Source organism: Bacillus stercoris (assembly GCF_029772985.1).
GTDB lineage: Bacteria > Bacillota > Bacilli > Bacillales > Bacillaceae > Bacillus > Bacillus stercoris.
This window is the reverse complement of record NZ_CP121861.1, coordinates 3,994,747-4,008,648: the sequence shown is the minus strand read 5'-3', so window position 1 is coordinate 4,008,648 and position 13,902 is coordinate 3,994,747. Positions and strand designations below refer to the sequence as shown.

15 protein-coding genes and 2 pseudogenes are annotated in these 13,902 nt (G+C 43.4%); 11 read left to right on the top strand and 6 right to left on the bottom strand.

Annotation, left to right across the window (positions count from 1 at the left end):
* Positions 1-73: 73 nt before the first annotated feature.
* The 4 genes from QA442_RS20685 (at position 74) to zinU (ending at position 4,458) form a co-directional block, all read left to right on the top strand.
* Positions 74-1,279: an MFS transporter gene (locus QA442_RS20685; protein ID WP_095431229.1), complete on the top strand. Its 1,206-nt coding sequence runs from the start codon at positions 74-76 to the stop codon at positions 1,277-1,279.
* 116 nt (positions 1,280-1,395) lie between these two features.
* On the top strand, positions 1,396-2,310 hold the full coding sequence (gene folE2, locus QA442_RS20680) for a GTP cyclohydrolase FolE2 (RefSeq protein ID WP_095431230.1): 915 nt from the start codon (positions 1,396-1,398) through the stop codon (positions 2,308-2,310).
* The gene (locus QA442_RS20675) at positions 2,307-2,891 is read left to right on the top strand and encodes a L,D-transpeptidase (protein WP_095431231.1); all 585 of its coding nucleotides are present in this window, start codon (positions 2,307-2,309) and stop codon (positions 2,889-2,891) included. The genes folE2 and QA442_RS20675 overlap by 4 nt, the downstream gene beginning before the upstream one ends.
* A gap of 373 nt (positions 2,892-3,264) precedes the next feature.
* Positions 3,265-4,458, top strand: coding sequence for a zinc metallochaperone ZinU (gene zinU, locus QA442_RS20670; protein ID WP_040084212.1), 1,194 nt, complete (start codon positions 3,265-3,267; stop codon positions 4,456-4,458).
* Between the two features lie 48 nt (positions 4,459-4,506).
* On the opposite strand, the gene QA442_RS20665 is transcribed toward zinU, so the two are convergent.
* Together QA442_RS20665 and QA442_RS20660 are read right to left on the bottom strand one after the other, a co-directional pair.
* Positions 4,507-5,187: an amino acid ABC transporter permease gene (locus tag QA442_RS20665; protein ID WP_095431232.1), complete on the bottom strand. Its 681-nt coding sequence runs from the start codon at positions 5,185-5,187 to the stop codon at positions 4,507-4,509.
* A gap of 9 nt (positions 5,188-5,196) precedes the next feature.
* A complete protein-coding gene (locus QA442_RS20660; protein WP_095431233.1) occupies positions 5,197-6,060 on the bottom strand; it encodes a transporter substrate-binding domain-containing protein in 864 nt (287 codons plus the stop codon).
* A gap of 179 nt (positions 6,061-6,239) precedes the next feature.
* On the opposite strand from QA442_RS20660, the pseudogene QA442_RS20655 reads away from it, so the two are divergent.
* The 7 genes and pseudogenes from QA442_RS20655 to bglC all read left to right on the top strand — a co-directional run bounded on the left by QA442_RS20655 (position 6,240) and on the right by bglC (position 10,422).
* Positions 6,240-6,402: pseudogene (locus QA442_RS20655) on the top strand (hypothetical protein).
* Between the two features lie 32 nt (positions 6,403-6,434).
* A pseudogene (locus QA442_RS20650) lies at positions 6,435-6,879 on the top strand (RDD family protein).
* Between the two features lie 80 nt (positions 6,880-6,959).
* Positions 6,960-7,292, top strand: coding sequence for a YckD family protein (locus QA442_RS20645; protein WP_095431249.1), 333 nt, complete (start codon positions 6,960-6,962; stop codon positions 7,290-7,292).
* A 125-nt stretch (positions 7,293-7,417) separates the two neighbouring features.
* Positions 7,418-7,840 carry a MarR family winged helix-turn-helix transcriptional regulator gene (locus QA442_RS20640; RefSeq protein WP_041521243.1) on the top strand — a complete coding sequence of 141 codons (423 nt, stop codon included), beginning with the start codon at positions 7,418-7,420 and terminating at the stop codon, positions 7,838-7,840.
* Complete coding sequence (locus tag QA442_RS20635; RefSeq protein WP_095431234.1) at positions 7,828-8,169, top strand: DUF3147 family protein; 342 nt, start codon at positions 7,828-7,830, stop codon at positions 8,167-8,169. Before QA442_RS20640 ends, QA442_RS20635 begins: the two co-directional genes overlap by 13 nt.
* 18 nt (positions 8,170-8,187) lie before the next feature.
* On the top strand, positions 8,188-8,916 hold the full coding sequence (locus QA442_RS20630; RefSeq protein ID WP_014662733.1) for an AAA family ATPase: 729 nt from the start codon (positions 8,188-8,190) through the stop codon (positions 8,914-8,916).
* A gap of 72 nt (positions 8,917-8,988) precedes the next feature.
* Positions 8,989-10,422 (top strand): 6-phospho-beta-glucosidase, encoded by a 1,434-nt coding sequence (gene bglC / locus QA442_RS20625; RefSeq protein WP_095431235.1) that lies wholly within the window; start codon positions 8,989-8,991, stop codon positions 10,420-10,422.
* A 36-nt stretch (positions 10,423-10,458) separates the two neighbouring features.
* On the opposite strand, the gene nin is transcribed toward bglC, so the two are convergent.
* The 4 genes from nin to hxlB all read right to left on the bottom strand — a co-directional run bounded on the left by nin (position 10,459) and on the right by hxlB (position 13,899).
* Entirely contained in the window at positions 10,459-10,857 is a 399-nt protein-coding gene (gene nin, locus QA442_RS20620) for a DNA-entry nuclease inhibitor (protein WP_095431236.1), read from the bottom strand.
* Between the two features lie 26 nt (positions 10,858-10,883).
* On the bottom strand, positions 10,884-11,333 hold the full coding sequence (nucA, locus tag QA442_RS20615; protein ID WP_120698809.1) for a DNA-entry nuclease: 450 nt from the start codon (positions 11,331-11,333) through the stop codon (positions 10,884-10,886).
* Positions 11,334-11,509: 176 nt separating this feature from the next.
* Complete coding sequence (tlpC, locus tag QA442_RS20610) at positions 11,510-13,231, bottom strand: methyl-accepting chemotaxis protein TlpC (protein ID WP_095431237.1); 1,722 nt, start codon at positions 13,229-13,231, stop codon at positions 11,510-11,512.
* A gap of 110 nt (positions 13,232-13,341) precedes the next feature.
* On the bottom strand, positions 13,342-13,899 hold the full coding sequence (hxlB, locus tag QA442_RS20605; protein ID WP_095431238.1) for a 6-phospho-3-hexuloisomerase: 558 nt from the start codon (positions 13,897-13,899) through the stop codon (positions 13,342-13,344).
* Between the last annotated feature and the right edge of the window lie 3 nt (positions 13,900-13,902).

Sequence of the window (13,902 nt, the reverse complement as noted above, 5' to 3'; positions counted from 1 at the left end):
TTCCAGAAAATAATGGTCCTATATCCTTGATTCAGAAAATGTAAAATAATGAGGGTCAAGAAAGGGGAATCTTATGAAGCTGTCGGAACTGAAAACTAGCGGTCATCCACTCACTTTGCTCTGTTCCTTTTTATATTTTGATGTCAGTTTTATGATATGGGTGATGCTTGGGGCGCTGGGTGTTTATATTTCTCAGGATTTTGACCTGTCTCCTTTTGAGAAAGGGCTTGTCGTGGCTGTGCCGATTTTATCTGGGTCTGTGTTTCGTATCATTCTGGGTATTTTAACGGACAGAATCGGACCGAAAAAAACGGCAGTGATCGGGATGCTGGTGACAATGATTCCGCTGCTGTGGGGGACATTTGGCGGCCGTTCACTGACTGAGCTGTATGCCATCGGGATTCTGCTAGGCGTAGCTGGGGCAAGCTTTGCCGTTGCGCTGCCAATGGCAAGCCGCTGGTATCCGCCTCATTTGCAGGGGCTTGCGATGGGGATTGCCGGCGCGGGAAACAGCGGCACGTTGTTTGCAACCCTGTTTGGCCCTCGTCTGGCAGAGCAGTTCGGCTGGCACATTGTTATGGGAATTGCGCTTATTCCATTATTGATCGTCTTTATTCTTTTTGTCTCCTTGGCTAAAGATTCTCCTGCACAGCCGGCTCCGCAGCCGCTCAAAAGCTATCTTCATGTGTTTGGGCAAAAGGAAACATGGTTTTTCTGCCTGCTGTATAGCGTCACATTTGGCGGATTTGTCGGGCTCTCAAGCTTTTTATCTATTTTCTTTGTTGATCAATACCAGCTGTCAAAAATTCACGCAGGGGACTTCGTTACATTATGTGTGGCGGCGGGGAGCTTTTTCAGGCCTGTCGGGGGTTTGATTTCGGATCGCGTCGGCGGCACGAAAGTTCTTTCTGTATTGTTTGTCATCGTGGCACTGTGTATGGCCGGAGTCAGCAGCCTGCCGTCCCTCTCAATGGTCATTGTTCTATTGTTTGTCGGAATGATGGGGCTCGGAATGGGCAACGGCGCAGTATTCCAGCTCGTGCCGCAGCGTTTTCGCAAAGAAATTGGCATGGTGACGGGAATCGTCGGTGCGGCCGGAGGAATCGGAGGGTTTTTCCTGCCGAACATCCTAGGATCTCTCAAACAGATGACAGGCACGTATGCCATCGGTTTTATCACGTTTTCCTGTATCGCGCTGCTGGCGTTTGCACTCGTGCTTGCCGTAGGCTATTACTGGCGGAAAAGCTGGAGCGCGGAAAGCAGCCCGGCGGATGTGTAGGTTTTTGACGGACACGCGTTTGTGCGTGTCTTTTTTATTTTCTCTTGATTTTCATCAGTGAACCGATCAAAATAAATAGTAATTATTACGATTTGTTAGCGAGAGGAGTTTTCTGAATGAATCAACATACGCTGCTCCCGAAAAAAACGGAGCGTCTTCGATACTTTGGATCGGTCAGTCCGGCCAAGGGTGAGAAACCAGTGGAAAAAGAGAAAATGAAGGACCTGCAAAATATCAGGAAGGATTATTTTTTTGACATTCAGCATGTAGGTGTTGCTGATGTGTCCCATCCAGTCACAATCACTTCCGCCATGACGCCTGCCGAGCAAACAACGGCCGCGAACTTTATTATGACTTGTGATTTGCCGAGAAATCAAAAGGGAATAAACATGAGCCGGTTAACAGAGCTGCTGCAAGTCTATCATCAAAACGGCTGGATTCTCTCATTTTCCTCCCTTCAGCAATTTACGAAAGAGCTTGCAGAAAACATGGACGCATCCTCTGCTTCAGTCGAAGTGAGGTTTCCGTGGTTTTTCGAACGGAAAAGTCCGAAGCTTGAGAAAGCAGGTCTGATGCATGCTGACATATTCATGTCTGTTACGTATCGTGAAGATCAGCCGTTTAAACAGCGTGCCGGCATCTCAGCAAAGGTAACGACTCTGTGCCCTTGCTCCAAGGAAATTAGTGAATACAGTGCCCATAATCAGCGGGGAACGGTCAATATTTGGACTGATATTCACCCGGCTGCATCGCTGCCAAGTGATGTTAAAGCTGATTTGCTTCACGCCGCAGAATCAAATGCCTCTGCGAGACTGCATCCGGTATTGAAGCGCCCTGATGAAAAAGCGGTGACGGAAACGGCCTATGAGAATCCGAGGTTTGTTGAGGATCTCGCCCGGCTGATTGCTGCGGATTTGTTTGAGCTTGAATGGGTGTCAGCCTTTGAGATTGAATGCCGGAATGAAGAATCAATCCATCTCCACGACGCCTATGCGAAGCTGTGTTTTTCGAAGGAAGTGGATAGAATATGAAACTCTCATTATTCATTGTTGCCGTTCTTATGCCAGCCTGCCTGCTGTCAGCCTGCTCCGATCATGCGGAAGAACACGCAAGTGCCGATAAAAAGAAAACGGTCGAGCTCATAACGGACGTTCGAAAAACAGCAAAAGCAAGCATTGATTGGACAAAGCCTTCGGGCGGAGAATACCCGGATATGAAACAGAAGCATGTCTGGATTGATGTGAATGTGAAGGAGCAGAAGGCTTACATCAAAGAAGGAAGCAACACCATCTATACAATGATGATCTCTTCAGGCCTTGATCAAACAAAAGATGATGCTACACCAAAGGGCACCTTTCATATAGAGCCTGAACGGGGAGAATGGTTTTTCTCCGAAGGATACCAGGAAGGCGCGGAATATTGGATATCATGGAAAAACCATGGAGAATTTCTATTTCATAGTGTGCCAATGACAAAGGATCAAAAAGTCATCAAAGCTGAAGCAGCAAAACTAGGAACGAAAGCATCTCATGGGTGTATCAGGTTGACCATCCCGGATGCGAAATGGATATATGAAAATATCCCTGAACATACCAAAGTGGTGATCAACTGAATTGAAAGCTGTTGACAAAAAGGAAAAAAGACCATACAATTCAAATCGTAACAATTACGTTTTGTGGTAAATGAGGCTGTTCATCTGTGAAAAGTCCTCTTGAAATCTGGAAACGAAACACAAGCCACAGGTGAAATAATTGCGTGCTCCATCGGTTCATTACATGGACACAGAGCCGTTTAGATGCGCAAATCGAGCAATTGTCCTATGCAAGCTGCGGCTTTTATAGTGGTGAAAAGGATGATATATGATGGGAGCCCATGCTGAATGAGAAATCGGGTCGACAGCGAGAAATACTTTTTACACCATTGCGCATACAGCGAAGCATAAAATTTAAATCGTAATCGTTCTATTTTAAAGGGAGGATATCATGATGAAAAAAATTCCGGTTACCGTACTGAGCGGCTATCTTGGCGCGGGAAAAACAACATTGTTGAACAGCATTCTGCAGAATCGCGAAGGCTTAAAAATAGCGGTCATTGTAAACGATATGAGCGAGGTGAACATTGACGCGGGCTTGGTTAAGCAGGAAGGTGGCCTTTCCAGAACAGATGAAAAGCTTGTGGAAATGTCAAACGGCTGCATTTGCTGCACGCTTCGCGAAGACTTATTAATAGAGGTTGAGAAGCTGGCAAAGGACGGACGGTTTGATTATATCGTCATCGAATCAACAGGAATCAGCGAACCGATCCCGGTGGCCCAGACTTTCTCTTATATCGATGAAGAGATGGGAATCGACCTGACAAAATTCTGTCAGCTGGATACGATGGTGACAGTGGTGGATGCCAATCGTTTTTGGCATGATTATCAGTCAGGCGAAAGCCTTCTGGACCGCAAAGAGGCATTGGGAGAAGAGGATGAAAGAGAAATCGCCGACCTCTTGATCGATCAAATTGAATTTTGCGATGTACTGATCTTAAATAAATGTGATTTAGTCAGCGAGCAAGAGCTTGAACAGCTTGAAAACGTTCTTCGCAAACTGCAGCCTAGGGCCAAATTCATCCGTTCTGTCAAAGGAAATGTAAAACCGCAGGAGATTTTACATACAGGGCTATTTAACTTCGAGGAAGCGAGCGGATCGGCCGGCTGGATTCAAGAGCTGACGGCAGGCCATGCGGAACACACCCCGGAAACAGAAGAATACGGTATCTCTTCATTTGTCTATAAGAGACGTTTGCCGTTTCATTCTACACGATTTTACCGTTGGCTGGATCAAATGCCAAAGAACGTGGTTCGTGCCAAAGGAATCGTCTGGTGCGCATCTCATAACAACCTTGCTTTACTGATGTCGCAAGCAGGTCCGTCGGTTACGATTGAGCCTGTATCATATTGGGTGGCGGCGCTGCCGAAGCTTGAGCAGGAGCAAGTCAAACAGCAAGAGCCGGAAATGTTGGCGGAGTGGGACCCTGAATTTGGAGACCGCCTAACGCAGTTAGTGTTTATCGGAACTGATCTGGATGAAGAAGCGATCACGAAAGAGCTTGATCAATGCCTGCTGACTGAGTATGAATTTGATTCCGACTGGTCGCTGTTTGAAGACCCATTTAAATGGAAACTGAATCAATAGAAAAAAAGCCGTCCCCTGGGGGAGCGGCTTTTTTAATGAAACGTTTGTTTAAACATAATGAGCGTATTTTTTCTCAAGGATATTCTGAAAGGTTGCGGCAATTGAGCAGATGGCCCAATAAATGAGAGCGGTCAGAATATACATGGTCATGTAATCAAACTCTCTGCCTCCGATGATTTTCGCATGCTGGAGCAATTCCGGCACTGTAATCATTGCAGCGAGAGATGACGCTTTGATTAAGTCGAGCAATACATTGGCAAGCGGAGGCAACGCAATACGTATCGATTGCGGCAAAATGATGCCCCTCATCGTCTGCCAATAGGAAAGGCCCAGCGAGGATGCCGCTTCCCATTGTCCTTTATCAACGGATGAAATGGCTGAACGGTTAATTTCCGCAATGTAGGCGGCACTGTTAAGGCTAAAGCCGATTAAAGCAGCCGTGACAGCGGAAAATTCAATGCCGATGTATGGAAACCCAAAATAAAGGATAAACAAAATCACCAAAATCGGAACGCCCCGCATAAATGAGATATAGAGCTTCGCCGGCCATCTTAACAAAGCAAGCTTAGACATTCTGGCGAGTGATATGAACAGGCCGATCACAGTTCCGGCAAACATGCTTACAAAAGAGATGAGCAGTGTATACCCAATGCCTTTTATGACATAAGGAAACGATTCAATGGCCAGCTTCGTGTTGAAAATATATTCCCACTGAACGCTATTGATCATGGCGTCCGATTACAAATCAACGTCCTGAACGTCGACATTCAGTTTCTTTGATACATCTGCTTTATTGAAGAATTGCTTCGACAGCTTAGTCAAAGTGCCATCCTTGCTCATTTCCTTCAATGTTTCATTCATCTTTTTCTGAAGTGCCGCATTGCTTTTTTTCATGACAAGCGCCTGTTTGTTCGGCATGTACTTGATGTCAGGATGGATCGTAATGTTGAGATCCGGGAATGCTGCGAGCGCGAGTGTCTGCAGGTAATAGTCGTTTAAAATGACATCAGTGCGTCCGTTGGCGACATCTTTTAAATATTGCTCATTCGTCGCATTATCATAAATCACTTCTTTGGCGCCGTATTTTCTCGCGACATCCATGTAGACGGTGGTAGCAGCGCCAGCCGCTTTCTTCCCTTTCAAATCCTTAAGCGTTTTAATCCCTGATAAATCGTCTTTACGGACGATTGCCGTGCCGTATGAATATTTATAAGGAGTAGAAAATGCGAACTTCTTCTCGCGGTCCTTCGTCACATCGATGTCATTCGCGGCTGCGTCAACCTGTCCGCTGTTCACCGCTGTCAGCATCCCGTCAATGCCCATCTCCTTGAACTCAGCCTTCAGCCCCAATCGTTTTGCCGCTTCGCGAACGACTTCAACCTCGTAGCCCGTCAGCTTATCGGAGCCAGAGTCGGTATCGTGATAAGAAGTAGGATAGAGCGTACCTGATGTAGCGACTACGATTTTCCCTTTATCCTTAATCTGCTCCCAGCCTGTATCCTTGGAATCGGCTTCATTTTTGCCGGAACAGGCTGCCAATATAAGAAAGAAAGCCATTGTGAAACTGAATATAACGGCTTTGGATTGCTTGAATGATTTCACCTATAGTTCCCCCAATCTGTTAATCAACTAAAAAGATAGCATTGAACATAAGGGGTTGCAATATGTTGATGACGTTTTCAAAAAGTTCGAATTGTGTATACAAAAGGTATGGGTGGGTGTTTAAAAGCGGCTATGAAGGGAAGAGGTGATGAAAAAAGGAGTTATCCAAGGATGAATGCCTGACGTACCAAGGAAACGCATGTTAAAGGAAGGATGCAGCAGATCCGTCATTCATCTATGCCAATACCGTAAGAAATGGTCAAGAGGCATGAAAGCGATCTTCAGAATAAATTAAGTCTTGCTGCTGCCCCTAAGGCATATGATATATTCGGTGAGGAATAAAATGGAAATATTTAAACCGTAATGGGGGGCAAATGAATATTTACAAACCAGCCGGATTTTGGATCAGACTGGGAGCTGCATTGTTAGATTACATTATAGTCTCGGTACCTCTTTTGCTGATCTATTGGCTGATTACAGGAAAAGACCCGAACGACAGCCTGTTCATCGGCTTGGTTGTTCTGCTGTACTCTATGCTGCTGCCGGTGTTTTGGCGCGGCTACCTTATCGGAAAAAGAATCTGCGGAATCAGAATCGTAAAAAAAGACGGATCACAAGTCAGCCTGTTAACAATGTTTTTACGGGTTATTGGTTTACGGTATAACCTTCGGACTCGGCTTGATCGCCAGCCTGATTCTGATTGCTGTACGAGAAGACAAACGAACTCTGCATGATTTAATCGCGGGAACGTATGTCACGTACGCGTCACCCGGTGAAGAAGAACTTTATACTGACGAAGAGATTAGAAAGAGCGAATAATGTTCGCTCTTTTTATTTTTATGCATAAAAAATACAATGCAGCAAAACATATGAAAAATAGGATTGGAGGAATAAACTGGATGAAACGAATAACCATCAACGTGATCACAATGTTCATTGCCGCGGCTGTCATTTCTCTGACCGGTATAGCTGAAGCCGCTGAAAAACAGCAGCAGCCTCCCGCAAATGTCACACTGACAGATCGGCAAAAGAAAGAGATTGAAAAAATGGAAGCAGAGATTCTAAAAAAACGCAAAGACGTGATCTCAAAGTATGTACAATACGGCGTACTGCCTAAAGAAAGAGGAGAATATATCAAAAATCACATGGACAAACACTTTGAAATGATGAAACAAAACGGTTTTGTTCCAAAGCCCCATCCCCACCCGCATAAATTTGAAAAAAGACATTAAGATGTAAGCATCCAATGGGAGTTGGGTGCTTTTTTATTGTTAAAGGTTGCAAAATGAATTTTCCGAAAAATACATCGTTTAAATTGATTATATCTTATGATAAGATATAAATGAGGTGTATAAAGATGGAAACGGACTTCATAGCAAAACTTAATCAGCAGTGGACAGAAATTTATTATTTATTACATTATCAACATAAGGATAATATTTCTCACCAGGCAATACGAATCATGCAACATATCGAAAAGCAAGGTGAGGCAACAATAGGAGCTTTGGCTGAATACTTGTCTGTCTCACACAATACAGCGTCTGAGCATATTAAACGTTTGATTCAAAAGGGATTTATAGCTAAACGGCGAAGTCAGCAGGATGAACGAAAAGTTTTCGTTTTCTTAACGCAAGAAGGAAGAGCTGTTCTTGAACAGCATACACAGCTAGATAAAGAGAAATTGAAAGAAATAATTGAACGAATGAGCACATCAGAAAAGGAATTAGTTGAACAGGCATTTGAACTATTGAGTAGGAAAGCTAAACAATGGCAGTTTTAAGTAAAGTAATCATCTCTGCGTTGATTATCGGTTTTGTTACTGAAATATCAAAAAGACACCCGACCTATGGCGGCATCATTGCTGCTTTGCCCTTGGTCAGTTTATTAAGCCTTTTTTGGATGCAGTTACAAGGTGAAAAAACAGCTCAATTAAGTCAATTTGCATCTGGTGTGCTTACAGGAATCCCAGCTACAGTTTGTTTACTAGCTATTTTGGCTTTTTTGCTGAAAATTCATGTGTCGTTTTGGTTTGCATTATGTGTTGGAATACTAGGATGGGCTATGTTTTTATGGATGCAGAAGATCTTTCTCAATATATTATTTAACTGAGTATAGAAAGGAGATGCTATGTTTTTAAAAAAGGTTACTCTTCTTCGAGATAAGATTTTGGACTTTGACAGATTTCCTTTTACTATCCCGGCTATAAGTCAATTAAATGACATCTTATTTACTAGCCAAGTGACTTTTTTTGTGGGGGAAAATGGGTCTGGAAAATCTACTTTGCTTGAAGCGATAGCAGATAAGTGTGAATTCAATACAGCGGGTGGAAGCCGAAATAATGTCTATGAATTACAGGAGTCAGATTCCCATTTAGGAGATTACATACGTTTATCTTGGCTTCCAAAGGTAACAAATGGCTTCTTCTTAAGAGCTGAAGCGTTTTATCATCTTTCTCTTCATCTGGATGAAATGGAATTAGATGCTCCTCAGCCCTACCGTTCCTATGGAGGGAGACCGCTACACAAACAATCACATGGAGAGTCCTTTATGTCTCTATTCCGTCATCGTTTTAAAGAGAAAGCGATTTATCTTTTAGATGAGCCAGAAGCAGCACTTTCTCCAGCTAGGCAGCTAGCTTTTTTGAGAGTTATACATGATTTGGTGAAGGGCGGAAAGGTACAAATGATCATTGCAACTCATTCCCCTATCCTGCTGGGCTATCCCAATGCTAATATTTTAAGCTTTGATGATGGAAGAATACATCATATTGAATATGAGAATACAGAACATGTTCAATTAACACGATATTTTCTTGGACAAAGAGAAAAAATATTAGCTGAACTGTTCCGCGACTAAGATCGAGTTGATCTGAAACGCGTTTCATAGCCTATGATAGGTTTATCAAATCATTCAGGAGTGATAAACACTATGATTCACCAGCATCCAGAATCTTTTCCGAAACATTTTTTGTGGGGCTCTGCTTCTGCAGCGTACCAGATTGAAGGCGCATGGAATGAAGATGGCAAAGGCCCTTCTGTTTGGGATGTATTTACGAAAATACCTGGCAAAACGTTTAAAGGAACCAATGGAGACATTGCGGTTGACCATTATCACCGATATAAAGAAGATGTCGCCCTGATGGCTGAGATGGGATTAAAAGCGTATCGATTTTCCGTCAGCTGGCCGCGGATTTTTCCAAAAGGAAGAGGAGAGATCAATGAAGCAGGTCTAGCGTTTTACGACAACCTGATTGATGAATTGCTTTCTCATCACATCGAGCCGGTTTTGACTTTATATCACTGGGATTTGCCTCAAGCGCTTATGGACGAGTACGGCGGGTTTGAGTCAAGAAAAATCATAGAGGATTTTAATCATTACTGTATTACTCTTTATAAACGTTTTGGAGATAGAGTGAAATATTGGGTTACGTTAAACGAACAGAACTACAATTTTAATCACGGCTTTATTACAGCCATGCATCCGCCTGGAGTGAAAGACAGAAAACGATTTTATGAAGCAAACCATATTGCATTTCTGGCTAATGCAAAAGCCATTGAATCCTTTAGAGATTATGTGCCTCAAGGCAAAATCGGACCAAGCTTTGCTTATTCTCCGGCTTATCCTTTATCAAGCCATCCAGAGGATATCCTGGCATTTGAAAACGCAGAAGAATTTATGAACAATTGGTGGCTTGACATGTATTGCTGGGGAACCTACCCGCAAATCCCTTTCCGTTACTTGGAAAAACAGGGATGGGCGCCGACTATCGAAGCGGGAGATATGGAGCTCCTTGCCAAAGGGAGGCCTGATTTTGTAGGTGTCAATTATTATCAGACGATCACCTACGAACGAAATCCGCTTGATGGTGTGTCGGAAGGGAAAATGAATACGACAGGCCAAAAGGGAACCAATCAGGAGACGGGGATACCGGGAGTGTTCAAAACGAAAAAAAATCCTCACTTGACAACGAGCAACTGGGATTGGACAATTGACCCAATTGGGCTGCGTATCGGTCTTCGCCGAATTACAAGCCGCTATCAGCTTCCAGTGTTTATAACAGAGAACGGTTTAGGTGAATTTGATAAAGGTGAGGACGGCACTGTACAGGATGATTATCGAATTGATTATTTGCGTTCGCATCTTGAGCAATGCAGACAAGCCATCAGTGACGGTGTCGATTTAATCGGCTATTGCAGCTGGTCGTTTACTGATCTGTTAAGCTGGCTGAACGGCTACCAAAAAAGATACGGATTTGTATATGTCAATCGTGATGAAGAAAGCACATACGATTTAAAACGCTTGAAGAAAAAAAGCTTTTATTGGTATCAAGATGTCATCAAGACGAACGGAGAAAGTTTATAAAGAGTCCCTGAGAGTTATTCTCTCAGGGGTTTTTCATTACACAGAAACAGCATCAATAATATAAGTGTCAGCGTGCAAATCTGACATTTCAGCCGGCACAGTCCAGCATGTCAATTGATAGTCTCCTTTGGGGAGATCAAAGGACAGTCTTTTAGACATGATGCTTTCAATTTGAATTCCGTTTTCTGTGAGATGAAAAGGAACAGTCACTTTTTTCTCGTAGGCGTTTACTGTTTCTGAACTGTTCAGGCGCAAAAGAATAAAGGCCTTTGTATTTCGCTGCGCCTCAAAGGAAATGGCCCCGTCTGCCGCAGTATAACCTTTTTCAATCGCTTCGTCAGTCCAATCCATTACAGGAGGTGCAGAATCCTTTTGAAATACAGTAAATTGATGATATGAAATCGAAAGTTCTTGCGGCTTCCATGATTTGATCAATGTGCTGTTCCTCCTCTATGTACTGTTTACTGAATTGTGAATAAAACCTTTGTGCCGTCTGGATAATCGGTAAGCTGATGCCCGACCCAAGAGCCTGCTCCGCGATTGTCAGCGGGAGAAATGTATTCTACAGAAGCTCCCTCACCGCCTTCTTTGCACATGGCCATTGGCCATTCATCTCTGTCATACCCCGTTTTTGGCGGTACGTCTTTTAATGATTGCTCGCGGCGTTCCTCAGCTCCGTCTCTGTCGATGGTGCACACATCTGAGTGCCCCTCATTTATCGCATCCTTAATATGTTTGGCCGTTTCGGGATAACGGTCAGAAGGGAGGGCGATCGTTTCGTCATATTCTTTCGTTTGAGACGTTTTTTGATCAGCTGAGAAAAAGTCTCCCTTTATCAGGCCGACAGCTGCAGCTGCTATGACGACGATGACGAGAAGTATTGTTTTTATGATGTCCATCGTGATGTTCACCTCCCGCTTTTAGCAACTTTAAAACTGACACAAGAGTAATCCAGAAAGCATGTGGTGTAAAGGTTTAAATTTTAGGTTTTCTGCTCAGTTTATTGCAGAAATCGTAATTTTAGCAGGTCGAAATATTAGTTTTCAGCAAAATACGAATGCCAATTTACAATAATGATAGTAAGTCATCAGCCGTTTTCAGCTTGAATAATCATTTTAAATTGGCTTATGATACCGGTAAGCTCCTCAGCTAATTGAGACAGCGTTTCAGAAGCTGCGGTAATCTCCTCCATTGCAGCAAATTGCTCCTCTGTTAATGCAGCCGCTTGCCGGGTATTTTGAGTAGATTCTTTAATGTCGGCCGTATTGGCTGCAAAGGAATCATTTATTTGATGTGCACTGGCTGAAATGTTTGTTACAGATGCTGATAAATCACTAATCTCGGCGCTGATTTCACCTGTTGCAGCTGCAATTTCCTTAAATGCATCTCTGGTGCGCTGGATCATGGTGACTCCTTCTGCAGCTTCTGTTTTCACATGCTCAACAGATCTTGCAGATTGGTTCATATCATTTTGTATTTCTTTGATCAGTTTTGAAATCTGTCCCGCAGACTGTTGAGACTCTTCCGCTAATTTGCGTACCTCATCGGCAACAACAGCAAAGCCTTTTCCATGTTCACCGGCTCTGGCAGCTTCGATCGCTGCATTCAGCGCAAGCAGGTTTGTCTGGTCGGCAATTTGGGTGATGACCGATAAAATTTGCTCAATTTGTTTAGAGCGGCCGTCTAGCTGGTGTATGATTTCTCCGCTTTTCTGAATTGAATTGTGAATCGCGTCCATTTGAGCCTGTACATGTAAAATTTCCTTTTGCCCAATATCTGCTTTTGATTGCGCGAGCTGTCCTTTGTCGGCGATAGCGGCAGTATTTGCAGAAATATCCCGGATGTCTGCTGAAGCTTGTTGTAATGAGCTTTCACTGTTTTCAATTCGTGTGATCTGATCTTGGGCTCCATTTGCAATCTGCTGTACAGCTTCTGTAATCTTTTCTGAAGCTTGATTCGTTTCTTCTGCTCCGGCTGAGAGCTGCTGAGAGGCTGATGCAAGCTGAAGGGCTGATTGTTGTACAGTTTGGATGGTATCGTTCAGCTTCATTCTCATCTTGTTATAATAGGCGCTTAGTTCTGAGAGCTCGTCACCGGTTTTATCTGACACCACTATTGTCATGTCTCCGTTTCCGGCACTTTCAAACGCGCTTTTTAAAGCGTTCAGCCGCTTATTGATTTTTTTTGTGAAAACCAGGACAAGGATGACTGATACCATAATGACGATAACAAGAACGATAGCGAATTGAGTGAAAAGCGAATGTGTAAGTGATGCTAATATGCTTTGATTGGCTCCGGTATAAAGCATGCCGATGATGTTCCCGTTTTGATCTTTTAACGGCATGTATGCCGTCTGATAAGAGGAGCCTGCAACATCTGCCTGTCCGTAGAACCGTTTGCCGTTCTTTAATACAGCTTCAGTAACTTCAGAAGAAGCCTGGGTGCCAACAGCTCTTTCTCCATTCTTCATGACATTGGTTGCAACACGAGTATCGCCTTTGAAAATGGTAATGGTATCACCCGTTTTTTCGCCAAGCAGATCAACGATATCTTCATTTCCATTGATTTGTGTTTGCCCTTTATAGAGCTTATTGTTTTTCACCTGCCAGTCCCCTGAAATGACATCATCAATATAAGCATTGCTTAAAGCGAGATCCCCTTTCGCTTTTTCAGTTGCCATTTGTTTCATGTTTTCTGTAATTTCCTTAAGCATCACCGTGCCGACTGATGCGGAAAATAAAAGAATCACCACAAAAACCAGGAAAAGAATTTTAGTTCCTAGCTTTAACTTAAGTCGTTTTATCAACATAATTCCTCCTTTTGTGATTCGTAGGTCATATTACTTATCGGATTTTAGGGCTTAAAGTTTTATTTTAGAAAAAATAAAACCGGCCTGATCTTCAGGCCGGTTGTGTGAGGCTATTCAAGGTTCGCGTGGTGGGTGAACATGGTTTCAGAATCGAGTTCTTTTTTCTCCATGAGTTTTAAAATTACTGCGTCGTAGAATAGCAGCAACGTTTGTTCAAATAATGATCCCATTGGCTGAATGGTTTTATAGCTTCCGTTTGACTGGTCTTTAGGAGAACCAGGCATTCTAATGATCAGGTCTGCTTGTTTTCCGATACTTGATTGCGGATTGATGGTTAAAGCTACAACATTTCCGTGTAAGCTTTTCGCTTTTGCTGCGGTATGAATCAAGCTCTTTGTCTCGCCTGAGCCTGAGCCGATAATAACTAGATCTCCTTCGGCGAGCGGCGGAGTGAGAATTTCACCGACTATATGGGCGTTGAAGCCCATGTGCATCAATCTCATCGCGAAGGATTTTGCCATCAGGCCAGACCGCCCCGCACCCGCAGTGAAAATTTGATTAGACGAAAGAATGTGATCGGCAAGCTGGTCAGCTTCTTCATCAGAAATATAAGCTGCTGAACGGTGTAACTCATTGAGAATTTCCGTTACGTATTCAGTCGTTTTCATCTG

Excerpts from the sequence above, each read along its gene's own strand:
- QA442_RS20685 (WP_095431229.1), top strand. The coding sequence starts at position 74 with ATGAAGCTGTCGGAACTGAAAACTAGCGGTCATCCACTCACTTTGCTC.
- folE2 (WP_095431230.1), top strand. The coding sequence starts at position 1,396 with ATGAATCAACATACGCTGCTCCCGAAAAAAACGGAGCGTCTTCGATAC.
- QA442_RS20675 (WP_095431231.1), top strand. The coding sequence starts at position 2,307 with ATGAAACTCTCATTATTCATTGTTGCCGTTCTTATGCCAGCCTGCCTG.
- zinU (WP_040084212.1), top strand. The coding sequence starts at position 3,265 with ATGAAAAAAATTCCGGTTACCGTACTGAGCGGCTATCTTGGCGCGGGA.
- QA442_RS20665 (WP_095431232.1), bottom strand. The coding sequence starts at position 5,187 with ATGATCAATAGCGTTCAGTGGGAATATATTTTCAACACGAAGCTGGCC.
- QA442_RS20645 (WP_095431249.1), top strand. The coding sequence starts at position 6,960 with ATGAAACGAATAACCATCAACGTGATCACAATGTTCATTGCCGCGGCT.
- QA442_RS20640 (WP_041521243.1), top strand. The coding sequence starts at position 7,418 with ATGGAAACGGACTTCATAGCAAAACTTAATCAGCAGTGGACAGAAATT.
- QA442_RS20635 (WP_095431234.1), top strand. The coding sequence starts at position 7,828 with ATGGCAGTTTTAAGTAAAGTAATCATCTCTGCGTTGATTATCGGTTTT.
- QA442_RS20630 (WP_014662733.1), top strand. The coding sequence starts at position 8,188 with ATGTTTTTAAAAAAGGTTACTCTTCTTCGAGATAAGATTTTGGACTTT.
- bglC (WP_095431235.1), top strand. The coding sequence starts at position 8,989 with ATGATTCACCAGCATCCAGAATCTTTTCCGAAACATTTTTTGTGGGGC.
- tlpC (WP_095431237.1), bottom strand. The coding sequence starts at position 13,231 with ATGTTGATAAAACGACTTAAGTTAAAGCTAGGAACTAAAATTCTTTTC.
- hxlB (WP_095431238.1), bottom strand. The coding sequence starts at position 13,899 with ATGAAAACGACTGAATACGTAACGGAAATTCTCAATGAGTTACACCGT.